This window comes from Alcaligenes sp. DN25, from assembly GCF_023674485.1.
GTDB lineage: Bacteria > Pseudomonadota > Gammaproteobacteria > Burkholderiales > Burkholderiaceae_B > Alcaligenes > Alcaligenes phenolicus.
The window spans coordinates 2,633,147-2,659,753 of sequence record NZ_CP098408.1; the positions used below are offsets into that span (position 1 = coordinate 2,633,147).

At 55.6% G+C, this 26,607-nt stretch carries 20 protein-coding genes, 1 other RNA gene and 1 riboswitch; of the genes, 13 read left to right on the top strand and 8 right to left on the bottom strand.

Annotated features, from left to right (window positions below):
- The first annotated feature begins 53 nt into the window (after nt 1-53).
- Nucleotides 54-953, top strand: a complete 900-nt coding sequence (locus tag NBV64_RS12300) for a LysR family transcriptional regulator ArgP (RefSeq protein ID WP_250755877.1) — start codon at nt 54-56, stop codon at nt 951-953.
- Nucleotides 954-1,065: 112 nt separating this feature from the next.
- Here NBV64_RS12300 and pdxR read toward each other — a convergent pair whose 3' ends face one another.
- Nucleotides 1,066-2,574, bottom strand: a complete 1,509-nt coding sequence (pdxR, locus tag NBV64_RS12305; RefSeq protein WP_250755878.1) for a MocR-like pyridoxine biosynthesis transcription factor PdxR — start codon at nt 2,572-2,574, stop codon at nt 1,066-1,068.
- A gap of 105 nt (nt 2,575-2,679) precedes the next feature.
- Here pdxR and NBV64_RS12310 point away from each other — a divergent pair, with 105 nt between their 5' ends.
- Entirely contained in the window at nt 2,680-3,333 is a 654-nt protein-coding gene (locus NBV64_RS12310) for an FMN-binding negative transcriptional regulator (RefSeq protein WP_250755879.1), read from the top strand.
- An 86-nt stretch (nt 3,334-3,419) separates the two neighbouring features.
- On the opposite strand, the gene NBV64_RS12315 is transcribed toward NBV64_RS12310, so the two are convergent.
- Both NBV64_RS12315 and ssrA read right to left on the bottom strand, forming a co-directional pair.
- Nucleotides 3,420-4,043, bottom strand: coding sequence for a glutathione S-transferase family protein (locus NBV64_RS12315; RefSeq protein ID WP_250755880.1), 624 nt, complete (start codon nt 4,041-4,043; stop codon nt 3,420-3,422).
- Nucleotides 4,044-4,159: 116 nt separating this feature from the next.
- Nucleotides 4,160-4,521: a transfer-messenger RNA gene (gene ssrA, locus NBV64_RS12320) on the bottom strand.
- 144 nt (nt 4,522-4,665) lie between these two features.
- On the opposite strand from ssrA, the gene sstT reads away from it, so the two are divergent.
- From sstT to NBV64_RS12355, 7 genes are all read left to right on the top strand, one after another.
- Nucleotides 4,666-5,892 carry a serine/threonine transporter SstT gene (gene sstT, locus NBV64_RS12325; RefSeq protein WP_009456287.1) on the top strand — a complete coding sequence of 409 codons (1,227 nt, stop codon included), beginning with the start codon at nt 4,666-4,668 and terminating at the stop codon, nt 5,890-5,892.
- Between the two features lie 158 nt (nt 5,893-6,050).
- The gene (locus tag NBV64_RS12330; RefSeq protein WP_031232457.1) at nt 6,051-6,683 is read left to right on the top strand and encodes a LysE family translocator; all 633 of its coding nucleotides are present in this window, start codon (nt 6,051-6,053) and stop codon (nt 6,681-6,683) included.
- A 333-nt stretch (nt 6,684-7,016) separates the two neighbouring features.
- A complete protein-coding gene (locus NBV64_RS12335) occupies nt 7,017-7,520 on the top strand; it encodes a nucleoside 2-deoxyribosyltransferase (RefSeq protein WP_009456284.1) in 504 nt (167 codons plus the stop codon).
- Between the two features lie 194 nt (nt 7,521-7,714).
- Nucleotides 7,715-8,563: a MurR/RpiR family transcriptional regulator gene (locus tag NBV64_RS12340; protein ID WP_250755881.1), complete on the top strand. Its 849-nt coding sequence runs from the start codon at nt 7,715-7,717 to the stop codon at nt 8,561-8,563.
- A 286-nt stretch (nt 8,564-8,849) separates the two neighbouring features.
- On the top strand, nt 8,850-9,161 hold the full coding sequence (locus NBV64_RS12345; RefSeq protein ID WP_009456280.1) for a DUF485 domain-containing protein: 312 nt from the start codon (nt 8,850-8,852) through the stop codon (nt 9,159-9,161).
- A complete protein-coding gene (locus NBV64_RS12350) occupies nt 9,158-10,822 on the top strand; it encodes a cation acetate symporter (RefSeq protein WP_250755882.1) in 1,665 nt (554 codons plus the stop codon). The genes NBV64_RS12345 and NBV64_RS12350 overlap by 4 nt, the downstream gene beginning before the upstream one ends.
- A gap of 131 nt (nt 10,823-10,953) precedes the next feature.
- Nucleotides 10,954-11,616, top strand: a complete 663-nt coding sequence (locus tag NBV64_RS12355; RefSeq protein ID WP_009456278.1) for a response regulator transcription factor — start codon at nt 10,954-10,956, stop codon at nt 11,614-11,616.
- On the opposite strand, the gene NBV64_RS12360 is transcribed toward NBV64_RS12355, so the two are convergent.
- Nucleotides 11,603-15,046, bottom strand: a complete 3,444-nt coding sequence (locus NBV64_RS12360) for a hybrid sensor histidine kinase/response regulator (RefSeq protein ID WP_250755883.1) — start codon at nt 15,044-15,046, stop codon at nt 11,603-11,605. The genes NBV64_RS12355 and NBV64_RS12360 overlap by 14 nt on opposite strands.
- A 461-nt stretch (nt 15,047-15,507) precedes the next feature.
- On the opposite strand from NBV64_RS12360, the gene NBV64_RS12365 reads away from it, so the two are divergent.
- A complete protein-coding gene (locus NBV64_RS12365) occupies nt 15,508-17,217 on the top strand; it encodes a sulfate adenylyltransferase (RefSeq protein WP_035272635.1) in 1,710 nt (569 codons plus the stop codon).
- Between the two features lie 111 nt (nt 17,218-17,328).
- Here NBV64_RS12365 and speE read toward each other — a convergent pair whose 3' ends face one another.
- Nucleotides 17,329-18,606: a polyamine aminopropyltransferase gene (gene speE / locus NBV64_RS12370; RefSeq protein WP_250755884.1), complete on the bottom strand. Its 1,278-nt coding sequence runs from the start codon at nt 18,604-18,606 to the stop codon at nt 17,329-17,331.
- A gap of 174 nt (nt 18,607-18,780) precedes the next feature.
- Nucleotides 18,781-19,923: a sensor histidine kinase gene (locus NBV64_RS12375; protein WP_250755885.1), complete on the bottom strand. Its 1,143-nt coding sequence runs from the start codon at nt 19,921-19,923 to the stop codon at nt 18,781-18,783.
- A gap of 795 nt (nt 19,924-20,718) precedes the next feature.
- Between NBV64_RS12375 and NBV64_RS12380 the strand changes: the two genes are divergently transcribed.
- Together NBV64_RS12380 and NBV64_RS12385 are read left to right on the top strand one after the other, a co-directional pair.
- On the top strand, nt 20,719-21,342 hold the full coding sequence (locus tag NBV64_RS12380; protein ID WP_009456265.1) for a helix-turn-helix domain-containing protein: 624 nt from the start codon (nt 20,719-20,721) through the stop codon (nt 21,340-21,342).
- 202 nt (nt 21,343-21,544) lie between these two features.
- Nucleotides 21,545-23,251 carry a methyl-accepting chemotaxis protein gene (locus NBV64_RS12385; RefSeq protein ID WP_009456262.1) on the top strand — a complete coding sequence of 569 codons (1,707 nt, stop codon included), beginning with the start codon at nt 21,545-21,547 and terminating at the stop codon, nt 23,249-23,251.
- Between the two features lie 5 nt (nt 23,252-23,256).
- Here the strand turns inward: NBV64_RS12385 and NBV64_RS12390 are convergent, their stop codons facing one another.
- The gene (locus NBV64_RS12390; RefSeq protein WP_009456260.1) at nt 23,257-23,832 is read right to left on the bottom strand and encodes a TMEM165/GDT1 family protein; all 576 of its coding nucleotides are present in this window, start codon (nt 23,830-23,832) and stop codon (nt 23,257-23,259) included.
- Nucleotides 23,833-24,010: riboswitch (yybP-ykoY riboswitch) on the bottom strand.
- 90 nt (nt 24,011-24,100) lie between these two features.
- Between NBV64_RS12390 and NBV64_RS12395 the strand changes: the two genes are divergently transcribed.
- On the top strand, nt 24,101-25,663 hold the full coding sequence (locus NBV64_RS12395; protein ID WP_250755886.1) for a glycosyltransferase family 39 protein: 1,563 nt from the start codon (nt 24,101-24,103) through the stop codon (nt 25,661-25,663).
- 5 nt (nt 25,664-25,668) lie between these two features.
- On the opposite strand, the gene NBV64_RS12400 is transcribed toward NBV64_RS12395, so the two are convergent.
- The gene (locus tag NBV64_RS12400; RefSeq protein ID WP_009456252.1) at nt 25,669-26,577 is read right to left on the bottom strand and encodes a LysR substrate-binding domain-containing protein; all 909 of its coding nucleotides are present in this window, start codon (nt 26,575-26,577) and stop codon (nt 25,669-25,671) included.
- Nucleotides 26,578-26,607 lie beyond the last annotated feature (30 nt).

The following is a 26,607-nucleotide window of genomic DNA, read 5'->3' on the forward strand; positions in this document are numbered from 1 at the left end:
AAAAGCTAATTATTCTTCACTTAATTAAGAATAATTAATCAAACAAGCCAATTATGGATCTGCTGCACCCACAACTACGAGCATTTACGGCCGTCCTGGAAGAAGGCAGTTTTGAAGCAGCCGGGCGCAAGCTGTACATCACCACCTCAGCCATCTCGCAGCGTATCAAAGCGCTGGAGGACAGACTGGGGCAAGTGCTGGTCCTGCGCCAGCCGCCTTGTCGTCCAACACCGGCGGGAGAGTTGCTGCTGCGTCGTGTACGGCCCATGCAGGTTCTGGAAGCCGAGGCCGTCGCAGACTTCCTGCCAGAGCAAAATGGCCCACGACGGCCTATCGCCATTGCGGTCAATAGTGACTCGCTGGACACCTGGTTTCTGGAAGCCTTGTCCCGGCTAAGTCAGGAATATGGCTATCTGTTTGATGTGCGCGTGGATGATCAGGACCACACACTGGAATTGATACGCAATGGCTCCGTGCTGGGCGCGGTCACTGCCGAACCTGCCCCCCTTCAAGGCTGCGAGGTGCAGGCCTTGGGCATCATGCGCTATCAGGCCATTGCTTCTCCCGAGTTTGTGGCCCGCCATTTTGGATTGGGAATAGACGCAGCATCCCTGGCTCAAGCCCCCATGATCGTCTTTAACCGCAAGGACGAATTACAGTGGCGCTTTATACGCCAAATCACGAATGACTCCGTAGCCCCTCCCATCCACTACCTGCCCACCTCCACCGGCTTTGTGAAAGCAGCGGCTTTGGGCCTGGGGTGGTGTCTGGCACCCGACTCCATGGTCAGCGATGCCCTGGCCGCCGAAGAGCTGGCTTTAGTCGCCCCCGGCCTGTGGCTGGATGTGCCTTTGTATTGGCAACATGCGGCTATCCGCTCCGACACCTTGCGCAATATGGGTAGGGCCCTTCAAGAAGCGACCCGCAGCTCATTGCTGCCGGCGCCTTCTTGAACAGCTCTTTGAGGCCCGTACGGGGAAACAATGGGTGAAGTTTTCCACTTCAGGAAGATGGCAGAAGTCTGATTCACGCCGACTCTTGCCACAGACTTGTCGAGAACAACACTCAGGACTTTCGTTTGGTTCTGGAAGGTCGGGCAAGCTCAGAAATAATGCGCGCCAGCTTCTGCGCCGCTTCCCTCATTTGCTCGGGACTGAATGCGCTCAAACCCAGAATCAGTCCCGAAGGTCCCTGCCCAGCGTGATACATGGGTGAGACGGGACGCACTGCCACGCCTTCCTTCATGGCTCGCTGCGCCACCACCACATCATCAACCGGCGAGGTCAGCCACAAGACGGAATGCATGCCTTGATCGCTTGGCTGCAAGCTGGCCAAATCACTGGGCAAAACCTCGCGCACAATCTCAAAAAGGTGGTTACGACATTGGGTGTAGATCCCGCGCATACGCCGAATATGGCGCTCCAGATGCCCCTCTGAAATAAAGCTGGCCAAGACATGCTGGTCTGCACTGGGCGGGTGCCGATCCAGCAGAACGCGCGCTCCGCAAAAAGCCTGGACCAACTGCGGCGGCACAATCGCATAACCCAGACGCAGCGAGGGAAACAACACCTTGCTGAAGGTTCCCAGATAGATCACCCGCTCCGGGTCCAGACCCTGCAGGGAAGGAAAGGGATGGCCACTGTAGCGGAACTCGCTATCGTAATCATCTTCGACAATCCAGGCGGACCTATCGCGTGCCCAGGCCAACAAGGCATTGCGCCGCGCCATGCTCATGGGCATGCCCAAAGGATATTGATGCGAGGGAGTGACAAAGGCAAGCCGCGCATCTGCTTGCAAACGTATGCCCGCAGCCACATCCAGCCCCTCTTCATCCACAGGTACACGAACCATTCGTTCCGGCGAACCTATCGTATTCAAGATCGCGGTAATGCCGGGATAGGCGGGGTTCTCTATCCAGGCAAAATCCTGCCTGCCCATCAACACCAGACAAGCCAGAAACAAGCCTTGCTGAGTACCCGTCGTCACAATGACCTGCTCCGCCTCACAACGCACCGAGCGTGACCGACGCACGTACTCTGCAATAGCCTCTCGTAAAGGCAAGGCGCCTTGAGGGTCCCCATAACCACCCGGCGCGCCCTGACCATGGGCTCGCAAGCGATTCCCCAAACGTCGCCAGATGGGGCCTGGCGCAGCGGCACCCAAGGGGATCGACACGGCAAACGGGGCAGAGGGTAAAGGCTGAAATTGAGCCGCAACCGTATTGAATGGCTGGGCGGCAAGTGGTGCAGGCTGGGCAGGCAGCGATGCCGTCCTGCGCTTCTTCGGCCTTGTTTTGGGATTGGCCAGCGAGTGAGCGATGTAAGTGCCCACGCCCGGCGAGGACTCCAGAAAGCCTTCGGCAATCAGTTGCTCGAAAGCCTCTACGACCGTGCCACGGGCGACACCCAAAGACGCTGCCAAGGCTCGTGTGGAGGGCAAGGACTCACCCGGCTTGAGCGCACCGTTTTTTACTGCTTCGCGCAACTTCTGCGCCAACTGACGGCCCAGGCCCCCTGCACTTCGGTCCAGTTCGCCAAGGGAAGGAATCTTTGGATTATGAGCAGTACGAGACATGAATTGTGGTCCATAAAAATAGCGCCAAACTGGTACAGATCAATGATCCAGAATAGACCAATAATAGACACATCGTCCCTGAACCCCAAGCCAAGAAAGACAACGATGTATATCCCCGCTCACTTCAATGAATCCCGGCCTGAACCACTGCACGAGCTGATCGCCCAGCATCCCCTGGGCATTCTGGTCGCCCATGGCAAAAGCGGACTAAGCGCGAATCACCTGCCCTTCATGCTGCATCCCCAGGAAGGTGCACAAGGAGTACTGCACTGCCACGTCGCCAGAAACAATCCCGTCTGGCAAGACCTGGAAAACGGTGACGAAGTGATGGTGATATTCCGTGCAGGAGACGCCTACATCTCCCCACAGTGGTTCCCAAGCAAATTGGAAACACACAAGCAAGTTCCGTCCTGGAACTACATCGTGGCACACGCCTATGGGCGAGCAAGAATACGCGATGAAGAACGCTATGTGCGCGGGGCCGTGGCACGTTTGACCCGCATCCACGAAGCCAGCCAGCCCGTACCCTGGAAGATGACAGATGGCCCTAAGGACTATATCGACGCCATGCTGAAAGCCATTGTCGGAATTGAAATTGAGATCACTCGGCTGATCGGCAAAGCCAAGCTGAGCCAGAATAAGGAGGCTCGGGATGTGGAGGCGGCATCAGCAGCATTAATCAGCCAGGGAGATCATTTCATTGGCTGTGCGATGCAGGCGGTGGCAGTAGACAAACGGGAGCAGGAGAACAAAGCGTAGATCACCTGTTCCCCAGCAATAAATATCTTTGCGTCTATTTTTTATGTGCTGAGTGAAGCCAATGCCCGCAAGGGTGACGGCTTCACTCAAGCAGCCGCCTCGGCAGCAGCCTTGCGCACAGCTTCACGCGCCCCTACCCGCTCCAGATAAGCACTTAGTTTGGGAAATTGGCTCATATCGACTGCATCCCCGTCCAGCCAACCACCTACTGTGTACAGATAAGCATCAGCTACGCTGAACTGCTCGCCCAACACCCAGGGACCCACAATCAAGGATTCCAGATAAGCCGCACAAACCGTCATGTTTTGCGGCACCTTGGCGCGCATGGCTTCTTCGGCCGCTGGATCATCTGCCCAACGGGAACCACGGCGCTTATGTGCGTGGGCCACATGCACCGTGGACGCCAGATAGCTATGCAGCTCCTGCATACGGGCGAATGCAAAAGGATCATTCACAGGCGCCAGCTTGGCATCCGGAAAGCTCTGTGCCACAAAAGCCAGCAAGGCCGGGGTTTCCGTCAAAGCCCCCTGCTCTGTCACCAGTGCCGGCACACGCCCTTTGGGATTGACGCGCAGAAACTCCGGGCTTTGCTGTTGATTCGCACCAAAATCAAGCTTGACCACATCAAAGTCAGCCCCTGCTTCATGCAGCGCAATATGAGTTGCAAGCGCGCAGGTACCTGGCGCGGAATAGAACACCCAACGAGACATGTCGATCTCCTTTTGTCCATAAAACGAAGGGATCATTATGACGCTGAAGCCTTGTTGAGCAAGCAGAAAACAAAAAACCCAACAGCCGTTAAGCTGTTGGGTTCCTTGGGATATCTTGGTGGAGTCGGGGGGAATTGAACCCCCGTCCGCAAGCCGTCCACAGACAGTTCTACATGTGTAGTCAATTAATTTTAAGTTTTAACCTTGGACTGTGCCAATTGACAGGCCTTTCCTTGGCGATCCACTAAGTTTTAGAACCGGACTTCGTGGCGCAGGCCGATTCGATTCTTTGTAAATAACACTGCTGTAGGTTGCCCTACCTAACCCAAAGACAAATTAGTGCAGTGGCCCAGCCTTAAGCGGCTAGAGCGAAACGCTCGTCGTTGGCGTTTGTAGTTTTCCAGTGGATTTACGAGCGTACTGGTGCTCGACACGCCCTGATCTGCTTCTTGACCCACGTCGAAGCCATGTCGACCCCATGTGGATTAGCAACCATATCACATCGGCTACAAAATGTATAGCTCCTGGTGCTAGAATAACCCTCTTCCGCGCTCTGGCCGAGTCCTCGCCAGAGCGTTTTTCACGTACTTCACGCCTACCCATTTGTTTGGAGTCGCTTTTCATGGCCCATCCCGCCAACCAAGCCAGAGGCCCATTAGGCTTTATCCTGCACGGCAGTCTTGTTACTCAAATTGTGATCGGTTTGATCGCCGGTATTTTGCTGGGACGCTTTGCTCCCGATGCCGCGCACTCGATCGCCCTGCTGGGCCAATTATTTGTCTCTGCCTTGAAGTCGGTTGCGCCGATTCTGGTGTTTGTTCTGGTGATGTCTTCCATTGCCAACCAAAAAGCCCAGTCCTCCACCCGCATGGGTCCTATTTTGCTCTTGTACGTGCTGGGCACCTTCCTGGCTGCACTGATTGCCGTGATCGCCAGCTTCGCCTTCCCCGTCAAGCTCAAGCTGGATCTGGCCGATGCCACCTTGAACCCTCCTGGCAATATCGTTGAGGTATTGCTGGATCTGCTGACCAGCATTGTGGTGAACCCGGTTGATGCCTTGCTCAATGCCAACTACATGGGCATTTTGGCCTGGGCTATTGCTCTGGGTCTGGCGCTGAAACACGGCTCGCAAGGTTCTCGCGACCTGCTGACCGATATGGCCAATGCCGTGTCGTCCTTGGTGCGCCTGGTCATTCGCTTTGCGCCGCTGGGTATTTTTGGTCTGGTGGCAGTCACTATTGCTGAATCGGGCTTTGATGCGCTGCGCCAATACGGGCTGCTGCTGATTGTGCTGGTAGGCTGCATGCTGGTGGTGGCTCTGGTCGTCAACCCCTTGATCGTGTTTGCCAAGCTTCGTCGCAACCCCTACCCGCTGGTATTCACCTGCCTGCGTGAAAGCGGTATCACAGCCTTTTTCACCCGCAGTTCTGCGGCCAACATCCCTGTGAACATGGCTTTGTGCGAGCGCCTGGGCCTGCATAAGGACACCTACTCGGTTTCAATTCCACTGGGTGCCACCATCAATATGGCCGGTGCTGCCGTTACGATTACCGTCCTGACGCTGGCTGCGGTGCACACACTGGAAATCCCGGCTGACCTGCCTACCGCCCTGCTGCTGAGCCTGGTGGCTACCATTGCCGCTTGCGGTGCATCGGGCGTTGCTGGTGGCTCTTTGCTGCTGATTCCACTAGCATGCAATATGTTCGGTATTTCCAACGATGTCGCCATGCAAGTGGTTGGCGTTGGCTTTGTGATTGGAGTGGTACAAGACTCGGTAGAAACGGCCTTGAACTCCTCGACCGACGTGCTGTTTACCGCTGCGGCAACACTCGAACCAGGCCGTGCCTGATTTGATATCTTGACGCACAAGGGGCCAGCCATTCAGGCTGGCCTTTTTTGTAGGCCGATCAAGCAACGCCTGATTGCCTCAGCCCAAGTACCCGCCGCCATGCTTGAGTGTGCAGGCACTCAATGCTTCTGCAATCAGACTCTTACCAAGGAATCTTCGTGGATTTAGCCAGCCTTTCTCTGTATATCGTTGCAGTATCGGCCGTCACTATCATGCCGGGCCCCACCATGCTGCTTGCCTTGAACAATGGTGCACATGGCGGCAAACGGATCGCAGCATGCGGTATTGCGGGTGCGGCGCTCTCGGACCTGATTCTGATTGCTGCCGTCGGCTGTGGACTGGGCGCGCTGCTGCTTGCCTCCGAGCAGCTTTTCACAGTGGTGAAATGGATAGGTGCGGCGTATCTGCTCTATCTGGCCTATGGTCTCTGGCACGCTCCGGTCAGCTCTATCCAGACAGGCACCCCCACAGAAAAAGTTCGGACGGGTCGCGCGGCTTTTCTGCGATCTTTGCTGGTTGCCCTGTCCAACCCTAAAGCGCTGCTGTTCTTCTCTGCATTTTTGCCGCAATTCATTCGTCCGGAAGAAGCGATTGCCGTTCAGTACATCACGCTGGCCTTGGTCACAGCCCTGATTGATATGGCTTTAATGACTGTCTACGCCGTGGGTGGCCATCACGCCATGCGGCTGCTTTCCGGCAAGGCTATGCGTTGGTTGAACCGGGCTTGTGCTGGCATGCTGGCAGGTCTGGGTATTGCGCTAAGTCTGTATCGACGCGGTAATTCCAACTGAAGATCGCAACCGCCAAGGAAAACAAGGGACCTGAATCGGTCCCTTTTTCTTATGTGCTGCAAGCCAGTCTTGTCTACGACAAGACTGCACCTCACCATCCGTGACGCTAGAGCAACACGCCAAACGACAAACCGCAAACCCGTGCCAGGTCCTTTCACCCAGCGCCATGTTCAGGCTGATGGGATCGTATATCATCATTCAGATGGCCACCACGAATAGCCTGCTACGGGTTCAGAACAGCCATGTCTCACAAACTCCGGTTTGCCCCAGCGGCCAGCAGCCCAGCCTGAACCGGCACGATTTCCCTTCACCCCGAATCAACAAGGAGCCAAGATGAAGCGTATCTATTTAGCGGGTCCTGATGTGTTTTTCAGCGATGCCACCGAGCGTGCCAAGCTGCACAAGCAATTGGTACGAGACTTTGGCTTCAAGCCCTTGCATCCCGTTGATCAGGAAGAGATCGAGGCCTCGGCTATCTACCACCACAATATTCGTCTGCTTGACCAAGCCGATGCGGTTCTGGCCAATATCACGCCCTTTCGAGGCGCAGAGATTGATACCGGCACTGCTTTTGAAATCGGTTACGCCGTAGCCCAGGGCCTGCCTGTTTTTACCTACCGCTCTACCGCCGATACCGTTCTGGACACCGTCCGCGAGCACTACAGCCCAGTTGTGCTGGACCCGGCCAGCCAGATCTGGCGTGATCGCAATGGTGCGCTGATCGAAGACTTTGGCCTGCCCTCGAACTTGATGGTGGCGATCAGCACGGAGTTTGTACACGGTTCCTTTACAGATGCCCTGATCGCCGCACAGGATTATTTCAAAGCTATTGGCTAATTCATTTTCGGAAAAAATACTGCTGATTAATCAATCACAAGCAGTCAAACAGAGTCAAAATTAAACGGTTTTCAGGGAAATTAAACGCATCTTGTACTCAGGTATGATGTGGACTAGAAATTCCCTGCCCGAACACAGGAACCACAATTGGTTCCCCGCCGCACCCGCTTTTCCTGAATCAAAAAAACAGGGCTATGCCCCGCACCATGCCAGACACCAGCAACATCTCTTTTCTTGATCGTGTACGCGCCATTCTTAGTGATCTCCCCGCTTCCGAACGACGTCTGGCCCAATTCACACTGGATTTCTCGGGTGATTTATCCAGCTACAACGCCTCGGAACTCGCCAGTCTGGCCCAAGTTTCCAATGCCACTGTCACACGTCTGATCCGTCGTCTGGAATACGCCAACTACGAAGCGGCACGCAAGCAGATTCGCACGGAAAGAACGGATGACTCCTTCACCTCGGTCCACCAGCCGCTATCTCCGGGCGAGGCCGCCTTGCACTCACACTTGCAGGAAAGCTATAGCAAACTGGGCAATACCTATCGGCATCTGTCCCATTCTGTTCTGCAGGAAGCCAGTCAAGCCATCAGCCGTGCGCGGCAGGTTTGGCTGGTGGGTTTGCGGGCAAACTACTTTCTGGCCGGGCATTTTTACTGGCATTTGTCCAAACTCATGCCGGGCGTACGGCTTATCCCCGGAGCGGGGCAAACCGTCTCAGACTACTTGGCCGACCTCCAGCACCAGGATGTCGTGATTGTTTTTGATTTGCATCCACGCCCCAGCCAAATGCCGGAGCTGATCGGACGCCTGGAAACACGCTGTGCGGACATCGTGCTGATCACCGACCAGGATTACAAAGAGCGGCCCAAGACCCGCTGGTCCCTTCCCTGCCAGCCTGGGCCTGAAGCGCTGCCTGATAATTCGGTGGCCGTTGCCAGCCTGTCTCATCTGCTGCTGTCCGAAATACTGAAAGTACGTGGCGCTGATCGCCGTGATGAATCAGAACAAGAACTGGCCACCGCTGACGCGCTGTTTTGAACTAACAAAAAACTCCCTTCTCAAGCTCTGCAAGCTACTCAGAGCAGAAGAGACCAGCTCTTGTGCCTGTGCGTCTCCTGCATCATTTGCCCCGCCCAGCTAAACCAAGGCTCCAAAATCAGAGCCTTCTCCTCCCTCATCTACGACCAAAGTCGCCTGTTGGGAAAAGTTGATTCGTTCTATACATGCTGTACACAGAGCGCCCTCAAGCGCCAACTCTCTGTACACGCCGTGTTTAGAGAGCCTCGATGCCAAGAATCATCAAACCCCATAAGGAGACATAAGAATGAGCTCAGCCAATACTGTCGTGACGGCAGTAACTCAGCACCCTGCCTATCAAGAACTGCTTAGAAGACGCAACCGCATGAGCCTGATTTTTTTCGGCTTGACCGTGATTGTGTACGCCGGTTTTATCTTGACCCTGGCCTTTGACCCCGAACTTTTCAGCCGTTCTGTCGGCTCCATGACCATGACCATTGGCGTACTTAGCGCCGCCATTGTGCTCATTAGTGCCGTCGTCCTGGTGTCCACCTTCGTCTACATTTCCAACAAGGTGTATGACCCCTTGCTGGCTCAAATCATGAAGGACGTGACATGAAGAAACTACTTCTGAGCCTGGGCCTGTTTGGCATGGCCAGTGGCAATGCCATGGCAGCCTCTTCCGGCCAGGCCAATACCTCTGCCATTGTGATGTTCCTGATCTTTATTGCCGGGACCATGGTCATTACCTGGTGGGCGGCCCGCCGTACACGCACCACGTCCGACTTTTACACCGCCGGTGGCGGTTTGACCGGCTTTCAAAACGGCCTGGCAATTGCCGGGGACTATCTGTCCGCCGCTTCTTTCCTGGGGATTGCGGGCATGGTCTACGTCAGCGGTTTCGACGGCATGATTTACGCCATCGGCTTCATGTTCGGCTGGCCGGTTGTGATGTTCCTGATTGCAGAGCGCCTGCGCAATCTGGGCCGCTACAACTTTGCCGACGTCACCTCGTTTCGCCTGTCGCAAAACCCCATGCGGATTCTGGCGGCCAGTGCCTCCCTATTGATCATCGCCCTGTACCTGATCGCGCAAATGGTCGGTGCTGGCAAGCTGATCGTGCTGTTGTTTGGTCTGGACTACAACGTGGCCGTGGTGATTGTGGGTTCGCTGATGATGATTTACGTCACCTTTGGCGGCATGACGGCCACCACTTGGGTACAAATCATCAAAGCCGTGCTGATGCTGGTCGGTGCTACCTTGATGACTGTTCTGGTTTTGGCCGCGTTCTATTGGGATGTCGATGCCATGCTGGCCGCCGCCGTGGAAACACACCCCACCGGACACGCCATTCTTGAGCCCGGCGCTGCCGTCAGCAGCAACCCGCTGAACGTGCTGTCCCTGGGTATTGCGCTGGCCTTCGGTACCGCAGGTCTGCCCCATATCCTGATGCGTTTCTTCACTGTGGCGGACGCCAAGGAAGCCCGCAAATCCGTGATCTACGCCAGCAGCTTTATTGGCTACTTCTACCTGCTGACCTTCATCATCGGTTTCGGTGCGATTGCCTTGCTGGTCCAGCATCCCGAGTACTTCCAGACGGGTCCGGACGGCTCTTTCAATATGCTGACCAACCTGATTGGCGGCACCAATATGGTGGCGGTGCACCTGGCCAATGCGGTAGGCGGCAACCTGTTGCTGGGCTTCCTGGCAGCAGTTACCTTCGCCACGATTGTGGCCGTGGTTGCAGGCTTGGCCTTGGCCGGTGCCGCCGCCATTTCTCATGACCTGTACGCCAACGTCATTGCCAAAGGCCGCGCCACCGAGAAAGACCAGATGCGCATTTCGCGTATCTCCACAGTGGTGTTGGGCGTGCTGGCGATTTTGCTGGGCATTATCTTTGAAAACCAGAACGTCGCCTTCATGGTGGGCCTTGCCTTTGCCATTGCAGCCAGTGCCAACTTCCCGGTCCTGGTGCTGTCGATTGCCTGGCGTGGCTGCACCACGCGTGGTGCCACCATTGGCGGTTTTCTGGGCCTGGTCACCGCCACGGTGTGGGTGGTCTTGAGTAGCACCGTGTGGGTGGATGTCTTCGGTTTTGCCGAGCCCATCACCCCCTTCCCTAACCCTGGCATCCTGTCCATTCCGCTGGCTTTCTTCTCGATCTGGCTGTTCTCAACCCTGGACAACAGTGCCCGCGCTGCCAAGGAACGCGAAGCCTTCGAGGCTCTGACCGTACGCAGTCAAACCGGCATTGGTGCTGCCAGCGCCAGCGCTCACTAAACACACTTTTCATGCTGATGTAATCAGCACGCAGGAACAAGAACAGGGCATTTCGGTGCCCTGTTTTTACTGATAGGCAGCTCATCCTGGCAGGCACCATTACAGATACTTGAACATGGCATAATCCCCACATGAATGAACTGCTCATTGCTGACGATCACCCCCTGTTTCGTGAGGCGTTACGAGGCGTCGTCGCCAGCCTGTTTCCCGGCACGGCCATCTACGAAGCGGATCGTATCTCCAATTTGTATCCCCTGGTCGACGACCATCCTGACGCCGATCTGCTCTTGCTGGATCTGGATATTCCAGGGGCAATCGGTTTCAGCGCTTTAGTCCATTTACGCGCGACCTACCCATCCCTGCCCATCATTCTGGTCACCGCCCATGAAGAGGCCCGCTTCATGCGCCGCGCCATGGATCACGGAGCCATGGGCTTCATCCCAAAATCCATTGATGCACAGACGCTGGGCGTAGCCCTGCAGGTGGTTCTGGATGGTGGCACCTGGTTGCCGGAAATCGGCTCTTCCTCTCCGGGCATCAGCCTGGACGAACGGGAGGTCGCGGCGAAATTGCGCGAGCTGACACCGCAGCAATTTCGCGTGCTGCAAATGCTCAGCACCGGGCAACTGAACAAACAGATTGCCTACGAACTGAATGTCTCGGAAGCCACCATCAAGGCACACATGACGGCCATCCTGCGCAAGCTGGGTGCTTCCAATCGTACTCAGGCCGTCTTGATGGCCAGTCATCTTGGCCTGAACCAGGACGAATCCCAGGACGCTAATACGTTTTAATTTGCGCGGTCAGAAAAGCTCGCAGCGAAGCGGGCTTTACCGGCTTGGTCAGCACCAGATAACCATATTGTCGAGCCGCTGCTTTCAGCTCGTCGCTACCATCCGCCGTCAACAAAGCGCCTTGCGCATGAGGCAGATGCAAACGCAATAGTTGCAGTGCCTGCAAGCCGTCCAGCCTATCATGCAAGTGATAATCCACCAGCAAGACATCGGGACTCAAGGCAATTTTCTCCAAAGCGCTATCTACCGTATTGGCGGTGATAATTTGTGCTCCCCAACGCCCCAGCAGCACTTCCATACCCGCAATAATATCCAGATCGTTATCCAGACACAGCACACGCAAGCCTGTTAAAGGCAAGCCATCGGCAGGCTTGCTGGACTCGTTATTTTGCTGACTGCTGGCCTGCGTAGCATGACTCAAAGGAACGCGAATGGAGAACATGCTGCCACGCCCCACTTCGGATCGCACATCCAGCGTATGCCCCAACAAGACCGCAATACGTTGGCAAATGGACAGGCCCAAGCCCAGGCCACGGCCATCCCAATCGAAGGCTTGTTCATAGCGATGAAACTCCGCATAAATCTGCTGAATATGATGTGGCGGGATACCCTGGCCTGAGTCCCAGACCTGAAACTCCAGCTCCTCGTCCCGGACCCGCACGCCAAACACCACTCGTCCTTCCTGGGTGTAGCGCAAGGCATTGGCCAGGAAATTCTGCAACACGCGCCGCAACAGACGATGGTCGCTATACACCTGCAAAGGTCGAGCATGAATCCGCAACTGGATACCACGTCGTGCAGCCATAGGAGCGTATTGGTCTGCCAAATGCTGCAGCAAATGCTGCACATTGATCACGCCCAGATCCGGCTTCAAGGCTCCGGCATCCAGACGGGAAATATCCAGCAGGCCTTCCAGCAATTCCTCCGCCGTACGCAAAGAGGTATCGACTCGTTCGGCCAGATTGGGCATCTCCGCCAGGTCATGCGTATCGCGCAAGGCCGACGCAAACAGACGTGCCGCGTTAATCGGTTGCAGCACATCGTGGCTGACAGCCGTCAGGAATCGGGTACGAGACTCCTGGGCTTTTTCCGCCTCCTGCGTACGCACCGCGACACGCTGCTCCAGGCTGTCGTTCATCTCCCGCAGCTCGCGCTCCACGCGCTTGTAGTGCGTGATATCGCTATAGCTGGTGACATAACCGCCGCCCGGCAAAGGCCGCCCCCGCAGCTCGATCACCTGCTTGTCATTCAACATACGCTGAGTCACATAGGAAGAGCCTTCGCGCATGAACTGAATACGACGTTCTATGGCTTGTTCCACCCCTATGCTTTCCACGCCATCGACCTTGCCCCGCTCGGCATTAAAGCGAATCAGGTCCGCCACGGATCTTCCCACGTACAACATGCTGGGCGGGTAATCGAATAACTGCTGATAGCGCTGGTTCCAGGCGACCAGCCGCATGTCCGCATCCACCACACTGACACCCTGATCAATGTTCTCCAAGGTGGCCAGCAAAATATCCCGATTGAAACGCAGTTCCTGCCCCGCCTCATCCAGCACGGCCATGATGGCAGCCACCTCCATGCCCGAACCACGCAAGGCGCTGGTCAGCACCAGGCGCGCGGACGCGGCCCCCACCGCAGCTGCCAGCAATAGCTCCGTGAAATGCACCCAGGAACTATCCGCCCGCAAACCAGGCTCCAGCGATTGCTTGGCCTGTCTGGCCTGCGTTTCAAAAGCCCGCTTCGCCATTTTTTTACCAACGATACGCTCTGCCAAAAGCAGCAAATCCTGTACCGACAAATCCCCATAAGAATGACGGGCCGCCAAGGTCTGCCGCTCCGCATAAGGATTAAGAAACGGTTCGGCCCGCAAGCGCTCTCCCAAGCCCGGACGCCGGCGCCAGGACACCCACAAAAAGGCGCTGATATTGCACAGCAGGGACCAGAAAGTGCCATGTGTCAGCGGGTCCCAGCCCTCTACGCCAAAAAGTTGATAAGGGCGCAGCCAGGACAGGCCAAATGGCCCGTGATACAACCAATCATCCGCCAGCCAGCCCACCTCGGTCAGCGTCGGCAAGAGCAAGGTATAGACCCAGATGGCAAAGCCCAATAGCAGTCCGGCCTCTACGCCCTGTCGACTGGCACCGCGCCAATACAAACCACCAATCAAGCCCGGCCCAAACTGCGCAACCGCCACAAAAGCCATCAGCCCATACGCGGCCAGGGTCGTATCGCTGCCGCTGAGCATGTAATAGCCGTAAGCCACACCCGCCAGCGCCATGATGGCGACACGGCGTATCCATAGCACTGTGGAAGCCACCGTACTTTGCTGATACTGCGCCCAGCCACGACGCAGCAACAAAGGCATCACCAAGTCATTACTGACCATGGTTGAGAGCGCCACGCTGGTCACAATGACCATGCCAGTTGCCGCTGAAAAACCGCCTATGTAAACCATCAAGGCCAAGCCAACCTGGTTTTGCGACAGGGGCAAGGCCAGCACAAAACTGTCCGGTGCCACGCCCTCGCCCCCGACGCCAAACAGGCTGACTCCTGCCGCGGCAATAGGCAAGACCATGACGCTGACCACCAGCAGATACGCCCCAAACAACCAGCGCGCCCGCCGTATATCCACCACGTCCCCACATTCCACAATGGCCACATGGAACTGACGGGGCAAACAAATAATCGCGGCAAAGGCCAGCAAGGTTTGACCGACAAAACCCACCGGCGGACTGTTCTCGAACAGTGTGCTGACGGCCCCCACCATATTCAGTTCAGTCTTGCCAAACCAGCGAAAGGCGAACAGGCCAACCGCCACCAAGGCCACCAGTTTCACCACGGACTCAAAGGCCACGGCCAGCATCAAACCCGGTCTATGCTCGGTCGCGTCCACCTGGCGTGTTCCAAACAGAATAGAAAACAAGGCCATCAAAATCGCGACATACAAGGCCGGATCACCAAACAGCCCGGCGTGAAACTCGGTCCCGGCCAGCACACTCAAACTCAAGGCCACCGCCTTGTATTGCAGGGCCAGATACGGCACGGCCGCCACCACGGCAATCCCCGCCACCATGGCCGCCAAGCGCTGCGAGCGCCCATAACGACTGGCCATGAAGTCCGCAATGGAAACCGTGTTCTGGGATTGAGCCACCAGCGCCAGGCGTTCAATAATCCGCCAGCCAAACAGCAGCATCAGCATGGGGCCAAGATAAATAGGCAGAAAGCCAATGCCATAGCGCACCGCCGACCCGACCGCGCCGTAAAACGTCCACGACGAACAGTACACAGCCAAGGCAAGGCTGTAGACCGTAGGTCGCAACCAGGGGCGCTGGGTATACAAAGGATTCCTGTCCCCGAACCAGGCAATGGCGAACAAAATTGCGGCGTAAATCAACGAGGCCAACACCACCCAAGCTGGCGTCATCTGCACTGTCTCCTACTTTGGTATAACGCGATGATTTTTCTCGCGATTGTGAGTAATACTAAGACAGTTCCAGCAGGATCTGGCCTAGGAAAACTAGGGCTTATCACCTATACCCAATTTAAGTTTCAGGGCAGAGCGCTTGGAGCAAGCAGCACCTGCAGCATCATGGGCCACGGTAAAGATCACCTCACCCGCCGACACACCCGACACACTGCCTGCATCCCTGTCGTCAAGCCGTATCAAACGACCGCAGCAAAACGATGCGCTGGCGGTATGCAAGCCAGCGCTGCATCACCTGTTTGGACGAAGAGCTTTCGTCTGGCATCACAAGAAGAAATAGAGCGTTTGAAACCGGGGAGTCACTGCCCCAGTCCAGAACTCATCTATCACTCACAAACGAAAAACGCCCCGACAAAAAAACTATCTTTCATCGTCACGCGGGGCAAATTAAAGGAGGCAATATGAACCACTCAACATTGAACTTTGATCGCTATCCACAGCAACCGCACGGTGGAACGCTGGTCAACCAGGTTGTCCCGGAGGATCGCGTCAAGGACGAGATCGAACGTGCGCGCACCCTGCCCAGCATCCGCGTGGATCTGGAAGCCGTCATCACCATCGAGATGATTGCTACGGGCGTGCTCTCCCCCAACAAAGGCTTCATGAACGAGGCCGACTACAACTCCGTGCTCAAAGAGGGTCGTTTGAGTAATGGTGTGGTGTGGCCTGTGCCGCTGAGCTTCGCCCCGATTGGCGATCGCAACCGCGACATTATTAAAGGACTTTCGGTCGGCTCTGAAGTGGCGCTGACCAATAGCGACAACGAGCCGGTAGCCATCCTGAGCATCGAGGACATCTTTTCCTACGACAAGGAGCAGCGCGCTCAGCAACTGTTTGGCACCACGGACAGAAATCACCCCGGTGTGGACTCCATTTACCGCCGCATGGGCGATGTGTCCCTAGGCGGGACCTTGCACCTGCTGCAGCGTGTGGACTGGGGCCCGTTCGAAAAGCTGCGCCGCGAACCCAAAGACACCTGGCGCCTGTTCTACGAAGAAAAGAAATTCAATTCCGTGGCAGGCTTTATCACCGGTGCGAATCCGCTGCACCGAGGCCACGAGTACATTCACCGCAATGCGCTGGAAGGGATTGATGGCCTGTTCCTGCAGCCACTGGTAGAGATGGCCAAGCGTGAATACGTGCGCCACGAGTTCCGCATGATGGCCTACCGAAACGTACTGGATACCTACTACCCCAAGGACCGTGCCATCCTCTCGCCGCTGCGGGTCACCTATATTTTTGCGGGTCCGCGCGAAACCATTTTGCATGCCCTGATCATGAAGAACTATGGGTGCACCCACGCCTTGATTGGTCGGGATCACGCCGGGATTGGCAGTTACTACGACAAGTACGCCAGCCACAGCATTTTCGATCAGTTCAGCCCCAAGGAAATGGGCATTGATGTGCGCCTGTTCCATGAAGTGTTTTATTGCACACGCTGCGCCTGCCATGCCACTTCCGAGACCTGCCCGCACGATGATCGCTTCAGGCTGACCATCTCCGGCACCGGCATTCGCGAGATGCTGCGTCACGGCATCATGCCGCCCAAGGAGATTTGCCGCCCTGAATCCATTCTGCCGGCCATGCAAGGCGTGCAGCCCAAAGGACTGTGCGAGGAAGGCGAAGCCATCCAGCCTGTCAGCAAGGTTATCCAAAGCATGTTCCCCTACTACACCCAGTACACCCGTCTGGGCGGGGCCAAGCGTAGTGAACCGCTGGATCCATCTCAGCTGACGGTGCGCGATCTGGAAATCGCCAGCCACGACGTGCGGCACCATGCGGGAGATATCTACAACGGGGTGTACACCGAGTACAGCGCCGTGGTGGATCACAACCGCAGCATGCAAGCCGCCTGGATTGAGGATGCGCGTGCTGCCCTGCGCTTCCAGCAAGAGCGTCTGATCAGCGATCTGGAAGAAAAGCAGCAGCAAGCACCGGAAGAAGCCTCGGACGAGTTCATGTATCAGGACAAGCAGGAAGTCGTGCGCGAGCTGCATTCGGCCCGCAGCTTGCTGGATGATATTCCGACCGTGATTTCTGCCAAGCAGTTGACCAAAAGGACCTGGAACGTCCTGCCTTACCAGCGCTATCGTGGGGCGGATAAGGAATAAGGCTCTATCCAGCTTCCCCCTGAACAGAAAAAGCCCCTGACCTTAACAAGATCAGGGGCTTTTTCATCACGAAATCTGCCCGAAGGCAGACTCAAACTGTCCAGAACCTGCTTAACAGACCTCTTCCAGATTGACCTCATTCACAGGCATCAGGCGGCGGTAGAAAGTAGGCAAAGCAAACAAGGCACCATGAATATCAGCGTTGTAGAACTGCAGGGAATCCTGGTTCTCGCTGCTCATACGCTGCTCCAGTCGTTCCTGGATTTGCTCGGCGGAGAAAGCACGCGGGTTCAGCTCGTCGGAGGCAATTGCCAGCCCCCAGTAAGAGCCGTACAGCGGAATATGCAGACCGTAGCCATGCACTTGTGCAAACACACTGGCCAGGGATTCGCTCAGGTTCTTGACTTGCTGACTTTCGTGGAAAGGCGAACCCAGGTGCAATACCAAAGCACCACCACTTGCCAGCGCACGTTTGCAGGACTCAAAAAAGGCAGTCGTGTACAAGGGACCGGCCGGAGTTTCGGGGTCGGTCAGGTCCAGATAGATCAAGTCAAAGCGTTCCTGTGTATTGGCCAGGAACTTCGCGCCGTCTTCGATCTGAATTTGTACACGCGGGTTATCAAACGCCCCCTTGTGAATGGACTGCAAGTGCTCGCGGGCCACCTCGATCACCTCCCCATCCAGCTCAACCAGAGAGACTCGCTCCAGGCTGGGGTACTTCAGCAGTTCTTCCAGGGCTCCACCATCCCCACCGCCCACAATCAGGGCACGACGTGGATTCGGGTGAGACATAGCGGCCGGGTGAATCAGACCTTCGTGGTAGAAAAATTCTTCGGCCTCGGAAGTCATCATGCAACCGTCCAGGCGCAAGGTCTTACCCAAGGTTTCGGAACGCAGCAACTCCAGACGCTGAAAAGCAGTCTGGCGCTCCAGCAAGCGCTCGGTGAAGCGAAAGCCGTACAGCGCATCCTGATTCAGGTTTTCCGTCAGCAGTTCACCAGCATGGGCCGGTCCATCAGCCTCGCCACGCCACAAGCGATTACGCTGGGCTTGGCCGGGCTTGAAAGCCTGCTCAATACCGTCAATCAGGCGGGTCGCCTTGCCGGAATTGTCCTGCATGAAATTGCAGACATAAACGTCCAGCGTCACGCCACCACGCTCTGGCCAGGTATGGATGGCCAAGTGAGACTCGGCCAATAACAGTACCCCGGTAACACCACCAGGCTGCCCTTCAAATTCGGGAAATGCCTGCCACTCCTCACCAACAATCGTCAGCCCTGCATCAATAGTCTGCTGACGGCAAAAATCCGCCAGTTTCTGGGCATCGATCAGCAGCTCCGGGCTGCATGCACATTGGTAAAGGTCTGCGGTCAAGTGCAAGCCTTGCATAATCGTGTGCTCCTTTAACAGATTTTGCGCTCCCTACCAACGAGACGACCGCAACGTAAAAACTTCAAAGCGAGGTGCACCTGGAATGGCGATCACCTCGCTTCATCGAAAAGAGCGCAAATTGTACCTTATATCAAACTTAAATATATGAAAATAACCCTATTTAAGGGAAGATTAAGGTATATACGACGCGGAAGGCAGCAGAACCAATTCCATGACCAAATGCGCTCCTGGACCCGGACGGTCCTTGAAATAGACTCTGCCCCCGTGGTGGTGAACAATCGAGCGCAAAATGGACAAGCCCAGACCGCTTCCTTGCACCTGTTGGCCGGGCAGGCGATAGAACTTGTCAAAGACCTTCTCTTTATAGAGCGGATCAATTCCCGGCCCTTGGTCCAGGACCTCTATCCGAGCCCAACCGGTTTCGCCCGGCTGCAAGCGCAGGGTCACCATGGTGTCCGGCGCGGAGTACTTCAGGGCATTTTCCAGCGCATTGCGCAAAGCCACCAATAAAGGAACGATATCCACCTTGGCCCACAAGCCATACTCGGGCACATCCAGGTAAATGCGGTGGCGCTGTTCGTGAAAGGGGCGCAGACTCAGGCGCAGCACGGCACGCAAATCGGACTCGCGCCATTCCTGCATGCTCGTGCCCTCATACTCCATGCGATTCAAGCGCGTCAAATCGTCCAGCAGCACATCAACGCCACGAACCTTTTCATGTAATTGAGAGTAGATCTTGCTAGCCCAGGCTGACGGGGTTGTCTCCAGTTGCAGCAATTGGATATAGCCGCTGATGGCGGCCAGCGGGGAGCGTATTTCATGGGCAGCCATGGCAAAACAGTCAGCACGATCGCGCTCCTGTTGCATTTTTGTGCTGACATCGCGAATCATCAACAAAGTTGCGCTGTCTGAATCGGAGGCCGCATAGGCATGAAACTCCAGGGCGCGGGCCTGTTCCCCTTCCCCATCCCGGTGCACATAGTAAAAAGGATTTTTTTCGCGGTTAATAACCCGACTAATCCCAGGGAGCAAATACGCTAAATCTGCCCGTATTCCCTTTTCCAGATTCTGGAAAAAATCGATTAAATCATCGTTGTCATTGGCCAATTCCGGCGTATCCAGCAAACGCCGCATGGCCCGATTACAACCCTCAATTCGCCCACAGGAATCGAACATGACAATGGCATCGGGCAAGGCATCCAGCATTTGCTCAAAGCGATGTGCTTTTTCATAAGCCTGTCCCGGCCATTTAAGCACGCTCGCTCGGTCAAACAAACGTTGCCCGATCAAAAAACTGGTAAATAGTGTGAGCAACAAGCCAATCCCCTATTTTCGTCCCAAAACAAGCACCAAGCCTGCCTCAGTGTGGTTTCAATCTCCATGCGACAAAAATCCAGTCCAGCGGATAAACCAAGCATTTTTCTAGATGGGATTACTGATCTGCCAATGCCTTTGCATCAGCCTGGGTGAAAAAACGGTTAATCGCCTAATAAAGAAATTTCATAACAATCAGGCGGAACAATAAGAAAGGGATTAGTACTTTTTAAAAGTTTTACTCCAAAACCACCGCCCATACTGCTTAACGGCAGAAACGGCCTTATCATAAGGCGCATAAATTTTCTTTGAGGAAACAAGGGGGCTTGTACAAAATGGATTCCTATTTATTTCATAAAGACTGACCAGGATCAAGACTAACGATAAAAACAAGTGCTAGGGTGCTAACACCGTTTTTCTTGGCCCGACAAGCCGAGCACCGCCCGGACCCGCCCGTAACATCAACACTTATAAGTGTGTTCAGCTCCCCACACTGGGCCCGTCCGGTAACACGACAGCGCAAGGGATACGCGTAAAATCAGCAAGGCGAGTCCAGGTTCACAGGCCCGCCCGATTGAAGTGAGTCCCTGATGAAGCATGAACATCTGAAAATCGGAGATATTAGAAGCATGTGTGTCGAATACTCTGCCTATCACTTGGCGTGAACAGGCCACTTCCCATTGCCATTAGTAGTATTTCTGTACTTACTAATACCGTCTCTACACTCTGCACTGCTACATCGGGGCCCATAGCCTTTCTTTCCCCGGTCTGGCCTGCTTTCATTTTGTTGACTCCATGAACGACGCCGTTTACTCCACTCGGCAGGCTGCTGATTTACTAGGTGTGTCTGTACGCACCGTACAACTTTGGGTAGAAGCCGGGACCCTGAAAGCCTGGAAAACCCAAGGCGGGCACCGTCGCATCGACCGCGATTCCGTACAAGCCATCTTGCAAGAGCGCCGTGGGCAAACCAGCCCCCCGACGCCTGATGTTCCGATCACTCCCAGCCTACCTGTTTGCAGCGGTGAACCCTGCCTGCGCGTACTGGTCGTTGAAGACGACCTGGATTTGCTGGCGATTTACCGCATGGCCATGGAACATCTGCCCTTCCCGGTCGAATTGCGCTGCGAGCAAGATGGCCTGAAAGGTCTGATTGCTGCCGGCAATTTCTACCCCGATGTGCTGATCGTGGACCTGAACCTGCCCAAACTGGATGGTTTTGCCATGCTCAAGGCGCTGGCCGATGCCCCTGAAACCGAACATACCCAGATTTATGTGATTTCTGCATTGAGCGCCGCCGATATTCACGCGCGTGGCGGTCTGCCCGGCAAAGCAACAGCCCTGACCAAGCCCATTCCCATTGCCCTGCTCCTGCAACTGCTCAGCGAAGCCTTCCACGCCCAGTACCTGCCCTCCTGAGCACGTCCTCTGCCCTTTATCAGCCAGGATCAATTTTTTCAATTTCGATCTTTTTGTGACAAAAATTTTCATTTGATTATCATTTTTTTATTTTTAGACATAAAAAACGAATCAAATGATACTATTCACGAAAATTCACAACAAGAAATTGATCCGTTTATCTCGAGTCTTTTGCTGATACAAAAATACAAAGGGAAAGGCTATGCGCAAGAACCTACCAATTACCGGCATCGAAACCGAGCTGCTGGACGAGCAATATCTCATTTCCAAAACTGACCTGGCCGGCCGCATCATTTATGCGAACCCGGCCTTTGTCGAGGTGAGCGGGTTTAGTCGGGAAGAATTGATTGGCGAGCCGCACAATATCGTGCGTCACCCCGATATGCCATCCGAAGTTTTTGCAGATTTGTGGCATACCTTAAAACAGGGGCGTTCGTGGGTGGGGGTGGTAAAGAATCGCCGTAAGGACGGCGGTTTTTATTGGGTCCTGGCCCATGCCAGTCCCATTATTGAACAAGGGGAATTAACCGGCTTTGCGTCGGTTCGTGTGCGCGCAAAACCTCAGGATATTCAAGCAGCTGAACAGTTTTATCAGGAATTGCGCGAAGGCCGAAATCGTTCCCGAACGATACGCGCTGGCCAAATTACGGCTCGCAGCTGGCGTCGCCCTTTTGCCGGCCTTCGTTTCCTGGCTGGTCCCAGTTTATTGGCCGCCTTTTTACGAAAAGGCCTGTTGAATCTGGGTATTACCGGCGGGATTATTGCCATGATCCTGAATACGGAAATGCCACAGCAAAGCATGATCCTCCTGGCCAGTTCTCTGGGGGTGGGGACACTGATGATTTTGGGCTATCAGGCCGTGCTGATGCGACGGGTTTTGGGATCGTTTAAAACGGCCACGCACATCGCCCAACAAATTGCCGCAGGCAACCTGACAGTCAACACACGCGGGCCCGCTGTAAAGAAGCTGGAAACGCTGGGCCAGAATCTGGATCTGATGCGTAAGAGCCTGATGAGCATTAGTACCGACGTGGACCATAGCTGCAGCAACAATCAAATGGTGTCACGCAAACTCTCGGATAACAGCGCCCTGCTGGAAGCACGCACTCAAGAGCAAGCGGCGTCCATGCAGCAGACCACTGCCAGTATGAGCTCCTTTGGGCAAGCCGTTCTACAGACCGCGGAAAACGCCAAGGCCAGCCACGAACTGGCTAGCCGCAGCGCGGATATCGCGGGTCGCGGGAACGATGCGGTTCAGAAAGTCAGCTCATCCATGCAGCAGATTCTGGAAAGCTCGCAGCATATCGGCAATATCGTGTCGATGATCAATAACATCGCCTTTCAGACCAATATCCTGTCGATCAACGCCTCAATTGAATCGGCCCGCGCCGGAGAGGCCGGTAAAGGCTTTGCGGTGGTTGCCTCTGCCGTGCGTTCGCTGGCTCAGCAAGCGGCTCAAGCGGCCGATGAAATCAAGCAACTGGTCACCGAAACCCAAACCCTCAGTGCTGAAGGTGCCACCCACGCCGCCCATGCGGGGCAGACCATGCAGGAAATCCTGACATCCGTGTCTGAGGTTGCGGGTTTGATGGGTGAGATTTCTGCTGCCACCAGCGAGCAGAGCATCGGTTTGGGCCAGTTGACCCAGGCCTTGAAACAGGTGGACCAAATCACCAGCGACAATGCCGCTCTGGTCCATGACTTGAGTGAAACAGCGCAGGAACTGAACCAGAATGGGGCCGAACTGCAAGAGGCTATCAGTGTCCTGAATCATGGAGAAAGTGCACATACCCACCCACCCACTCGCTCTGCTGCCCCCTTGATCCTGGCCCCGGTTGTGAAAATGGACGCCGCTCGTCGCAAACCGGCCCACCCAGGCCGACTACGACAATTGGCATCCAGTACCTGAGTTCGCTAAAAGCCCAGGCTTTCAGCCCCTCCCAACAAGGCCAGCACACCCAGCACGGCAAAGATACAGGCAGCAATCCGGTGTACCAACTGAGTCGGCAAACGGCGGGCAATGCGCTCGCCAAACAAAACGGCAGGTGCGTTGGCCAACATCATGCCCAAGGTCGTGCCCAGCACCACCAAACCGAACTCTTGATATTTAGCAGCCAAAGCGACCGTCGCAATCTGTGTCTTGTCGCCCATCTCGGCCAGGAAGAATGTCACCAGCGTGGTGCCAAAAACACCAAAACGCGTACGGGTGGCTTCGGCATCATCGATCTTGTCAGGAATCAGAATCCAGATGGCCATGGCCAGAAAGGAAATACCCAGCACCCAACGCAGCACTTCCGGATCCAGCAAAGCGGGAACCCAAGCACCAATGGCGCCAGCCAGACCGTGATTAACTAAGGTTGCTATGAAAATAGCGAGAATGATGGGCCAAGGGCGTTTATAGCGGGCTGCAAGAATAAAGGCCAACAACTGGGTTTTGTCCCCAATTTCTGCCAAGGCAACCACACCCGTGGAGATAAACAACGCTTCCATAACAACTCCTGGCCGGATAAGAGACAGATGACCACAAACCCTCCCGGCCAAACGCGAAGGTCCATGGTCAAAAGTCTTGCCAGGCTAAGTTGCTATCAGCGCCATGACCCTGTGTAGGTCAAGTATGTTGACGCTGATCTTCGGTAAACCGAAGCGGCTACTCCCTAATGACGAAGCGCATCGTAGCCCAGATTAAGACGCCTGTCCAATCGGGGCTTTTCAACGCACAAGAAGTACACTTGCTTATTTTCACGCTTTCACCAGACGCATGACCGCCCAAAATCCAGCATCGGCTCAGCCCAACACCTACCAGCGCTATGTGCTGCTGTATCTGTTATTCATGATTTTGCTGTGGACCGTTTTGATGGCGATTAGCCATAAAGCCCCCGATCTGGACGGCATGGAAGAACTGGTCTGGTCGGCCAGTTTCGAGCTGGGCTATTTGAAGCATCCCCCCTTTCCAGCGTGGGTGATGGCCGCCTTGACCAGCGTAGTCGGACGCCCGGCATGGCTGACCTTTGCCGCGGGCATGACAGCTTCGGTGCTGGGGCTATGGTTTATCTGGAAACTGGCCTGCGAATTCCTGAACCCCGAACGCGCCTTCATGGTCTTGCTGATCAGTTCTGTCAGTATTTACTTTTCCTTGCGCGGCACCATTTTTAATCACAACACGGCACAACTGTGGTCCGTAACCGCCGCGACCTGGTTTTTCTATCGCGCCAGCCGCGACCAGAAACCCGCAGACTGGTTATGGCTGGGCGCCGTCGCTGCGCTGTCTACGGTCACCAAATACAGTGCCGTGATTCTGTTCACCGCCTTCTTTTTGTATTTCCTGCGCAGCGGTATGTGGCGTCAGCGGCAGACCTGGATAGGGCTGGGCTTGGCCCTGCTTGCCTATGTGCTGGTCTTGTCGCCCCATCTGTACTGGCTGGTGAAGCACGACTTCGCCCCCTTCCGCTATATGGACGGCTCGCTGGAAACACATACCCGCTGGGAGGCCTACAAGGAACTGCTGGCGTTTAGCCTGGACCAGCTGGGGCGACTAAGCCCCATGGTTGTGGCCATGATTGCGCTGGGCATCTGGAATCGTCGCGCCAGGAAAAAGCTGGCCCCATCCGACACGGCCTTGCAAAACAAGCAACACTATGCCGATGATATTTCCCGCAGCGACAAGCAATTCCTGCTGTGGGTGGGCCTGACTCCCATCATCAGCACGGTCTTGATTTCAGCCATCATGGGCACCCGTCTGGTCGCTTCCTGGGCCACCACTTTTTTTGTTTTGTATGGCTTTTTTGCTCTTTGGCTCATGCACGGCAAGGACAAGATCCAGCTGCGGCGCGTGGCTATTATTGTGATCGTGTTGCAGATATTGCTGGCATCGGGCTACGCCTTGGCTCGTGGCCCATTGGCCTGGCATAAAGGTCGGGACTCTCGCTCCACCTTCCCCGGCCCGGAAGTATCTGCCCAAATGCAAGCCATCTGGAACGAACACATGCCCGGCATCCCACTTAAAGTCGTCGTAGCCGATACCTGGCTAGGCGGCAATATTGCCGTTCATGCCGGCCAGGATGTGATGGTCTTTATTGATGCTGACCCGGCTGCTTCACCTTGGCTGACACTACCGCAGGATATGGAATGCGGCGCTCTGATTGTTTACAGCATCCAGACCCGTGGGAAACCTCCTGCATCCTTGTTCCAGCTGTACGAGCAAGCTCCTATCAAGGGGCAGGCCGAGCAGCGCTGGTCTTCCGAGCGCAGTCCCATGATTGATCTGAACTGGGCCATTCTGCCCGCACAAAGCAGTTGCCCCTTTGCAGCCACCGCCCGCTGAATCACTTAAATTTTGGGGTGATGCACCGGCAGTTGCTCACCCAGATAATCCAGAAAATGTCGGACCGCCGGGGCCATGCCTCGGCGGGAAGCAAACACAGCGTGAATAATCCCCGGCAAGGGCGCCCACTGTGGCAATACTTGCACCAGGCGTCCAGCTTTCAAGGCCTCGCAACACATATAGTCGGGCAAGATACCCACGCCTATGCCCTGCTCCACCCCTTCACGCAACGTCAGCAAATCCGAGGCCATATAGCGCGGCCTGTGCGTTACCGTCAGGCTGGCGCCCTCGGGACCATACAGCTCCCATTCGTTTTGACCTTGTCGGGCCGACATGGCCACCGTGGGCAATTTCACCAAATCAGCCGGGCCGCGCACCGGATCAAAACGCGCCAGCAGTTCAGGCTGAGCAACCAGAATCGCCCCTGTTTCACCCAGGCGCTTGACGATATAGCTCGCACTATCACTTAAGGTGCTGCGCACTCGCAAAGCCACATCAATCCCGTCCGCCACCGGATCAACCACCCGGTTGCTGACTTCCACCTCCAGCTCAACCTGAGGGTAGCGAATCAGAAACTGTGCAAACACGGTCGACAAGACCGTATGGGCCAAGGTGACCGGGCAACTGATACGCAAGAGACCACGCGGTTCTTGCTGCACTTGAGCCACCGCAGAATACGCAGCTTCGGCCTCGTCACGCATGGCTTGGCAATGGCGCAGGAACACCTCTCCAGCAGGGGTCAGAGACAGGCTGCGCGTGGTGCGTTGCAGCAGGCGCACACCGACTTCAGCCTCAAGACGGCTAAGACGTCGCGACACTCGCGATGGCGGCATGCCCAAGTGTCGGGCAGCAGCACTAAAGCCGCCACGCTGTACCACTTCGGTAAACAGCACCATGTCATTTAAGTCATACATACAGGGAAGTTTTCCAGGATTACAGACAAA